The sequence below is a fragment of the Citrobacter sp. wls826 genome (assembly GCF_005281245.1).
Lineage (GTDB): Bacteria > Pseudomonadota > Gammaproteobacteria > Enterobacterales > Enterobacteriaceae > Citrobacter > Citrobacter braakii.
The window spans coordinates 296739-299151 of sequence record NZ_SZWS01000053.1; the positions used below are offsets into that span (position 1 = coordinate 296739).

The 2413-nt window shown below is 54.9% G+C and carries 2 protein-coding genes; one reads left to right on the forward strand and one right to left on the reverse strand.

Annotated features, from left to right (window positions below):
- Positions 1-1458 (reverse strand): transglycosylase domain-containing protein (locus FDW87_RS22615; RefSeq protein ID WP_252363173.1); only part of this gene is annotated, 1458 nt, incomplete at its 3' end.
- Between the two features lie 120 nt (positions 1459-1578).
- Here FDW87_RS22615 and FDW87_RS13825 point away from each other — a divergent pair.
- Positions 1579-2358 (forward strand): hypothetical protein, encoded by a 780-nt coding sequence (locus tag FDW87_RS13825; RefSeq protein WP_016157634.1) that lies wholly within the window; start codon positions 1579-1581, stop codon positions 2356-2358.
- Positions 2359-2413: the final 55 nt, after the last annotated feature.

Below are 2413 nucleotides of genomic sequence, written 5' to 3' on the forward strand. Positions count from 1 at the left end.
AAGCATGCTCGCCAGCGTCAGACCTTTATCCATCGCGGCGGTATACAGGAATGGTTTGATGTTGGAACCCACCTGGCGTAACGCCTGGGTTGCACGGTTAAACTTGCTCTGGTTGAAGTCAAAACCACCGACCAGCGCCAGCACCGCGCCGTTTTGCGGATTGATGGAGACCAGTGCGGAGTTGACGTCCGGTACTTGTGCCAGCCACCAGGCATCGCCAACCTGGCGTACCCAGATTTGCTGCCCGGTTTGCACCACATCAGTCACTTTGCGCGGCGTCGGGCCTTGCTGGGTATCCGAGCGGTAAGGACGCGCCCAGCGCATGCCTTCCATCCGTAATGACACTGACGTACCATCCGCTAGCGCGGCAATGGCTTCCTGCGGATTGGCGCTGGTAACAACCGCCGGTAGCAGGGGACCATAAGTCGGTAGCGCTTTCAGCGTATCGGTGATTTTCTTGCTGTCCCAACTGCTTTCGCCCACTTTCCACAGCACGTTCGACGGGCCGCGGTAACCGTGGCGCATGTCGTAATCCATCACGTTGTTACGTACTGCCTGCTGAGCAGCCTGCTGTACTTTGCGCGTAATGGTGGTGGTAATGCGATACCCGTCCTCATAGGCTTTCTCGCCATAACGATTATACATCTCCTGGCGCACCATCTCAGAGAGATACGGCGCGGAGAAGGCGATTTCCGGCGCGTGGTAGTTGGCGTCAATGGCTTCGCCGCGCGCCTGATCGTACTGAGCCTGCGTGATGTAGTTTTCGCTCAACATACGCGACAGTACGACGTTACGTCGCGCGGTTGCCCTTTCCATCGAATAGAGGGGGTTGAAGGTTGACGGCGCTTTTGGCAGACCGGCAATCACCGCAATTTCACTTAAGCTGAGCTGATCAACCGTCTTACCGAAATAGACCTGCGCGGCAGCACCTACGCCATAAGCGCGATACCCCAGGTAAATCTTGTTCAGATACAGTTCGAGGATCTCATCTTTACTCAGCAGTTGTTCAATGCGGATCGCCAGGAACACTTCTTTGATCTTACGCATCAGCGTACGTTCCGGGCTCAGGAAGAAGTTTCTCGCCAACTGTTGGGTAATGGTGCTGGCCCCTTGCGATGCATGGCCGGAGAACAGCGCGACGCTGGCAGCACGGAAGATCCCCACCGGGTCTACCCCGTGGTGCTCATAAAAACGACTGTCTTCGGTAGCGATAAAGGCTTTAACCATTACCGGCGGCATCTGATCCAGGGTGACCGGGATTCGACGTTTCTCGCCATATTGCGCGATCAGCTCGCCATCAGCGCTGTAAACCTGCATCGGGATCTGTAAACGCACATCTTTGAGCGTCGCGACGTCAGGTAATTGCGGCTCAATATAGCGGTAGAGGCCATAAATCGAGCCTGCTCCCAGCAGGATGCAACATACTGCAAGGATTAATAAATACTTTACGAACTTCACTGGAGATTTCCCATTTAGTGGCATTTGGGCAGTTTATAAACAAACGCGCGGTAGTATAAAGGCAAGCCAGACGCATTGATATACCCGTTAAAGCAACGGGTGATAAGGAGATCATCAGCAATGGCTTTCAATATTTGGAAAATTGGTCTGCATATTCAGCAACATGAAGCGCTGGCTGTCGCCGTAGTTCACGACGCATCCGGTTGGTTTCTCCAGCGCTGGTGGCGTATACCGCTGACGCCTCAGGTTATCGTCGATGGCCACATTCGCGAGCCTGAACAGCTTGTCGCAGCGCTACTGCCGTGGAGCCGGGAGCTTCCTCGCCGACACCATATTCATCTCTCTTTTCCTGCCAACAGGACGTTACAAAAAAAGTACCCTCGTCCGGAAATGATGCTGCGCGAGCCGGAGCAAGCCGCATGGTTATCCGGTTCGATGGCGCGTGAGCTGGATATGGCGCCGGATGCGCTGCATTTTGATTATAGCGAAGACACGTTAAGCCCGGCGTTTAACGTCACTGCCGCGCAAAGCAAAGAGATTTCAGCGCTTCTGACGCTTATCCAAACGTTGAAGGTACAGGTTACGGCGATTACGCCGGATGCCAGCGCGTTACAGCGATTTATACCTTACCTGCCAGAACGTCATCAGTGTCTGGTATGGCGTGATGACACCCAGTGGCTATGGGCGACCCGTTCGGCATGGGGGCGTAAATCAACGGGCGATATTGGCTGTATCGACGAGCTTGCCGCGACATTATCGCTTTCCACGACAGCCATTGCGCTATGCGATCCCAGCGGCTTCGATCCTTTAAGCGTGGTGTCTGTACGCCAGCCGCCAATTCCAACGCAAAGCCATCGCTTCACCATTGCACTGGGACTCGCTATGGGAGGCACATGTTGATGATAGCGACCATCAATCTTCTGCCCTGGCGCCAGGCGCGACGTCGCGCCTGCCT

Coding starts and splice junctions, on each gene's coding strand:
- FDW87_RS13825 (WP_016157634.1), top strand. CDS start 1,579: ATGGCTTTCAATATTTGGAAAATTGGTCTGCATATTCAGCAACATGAA.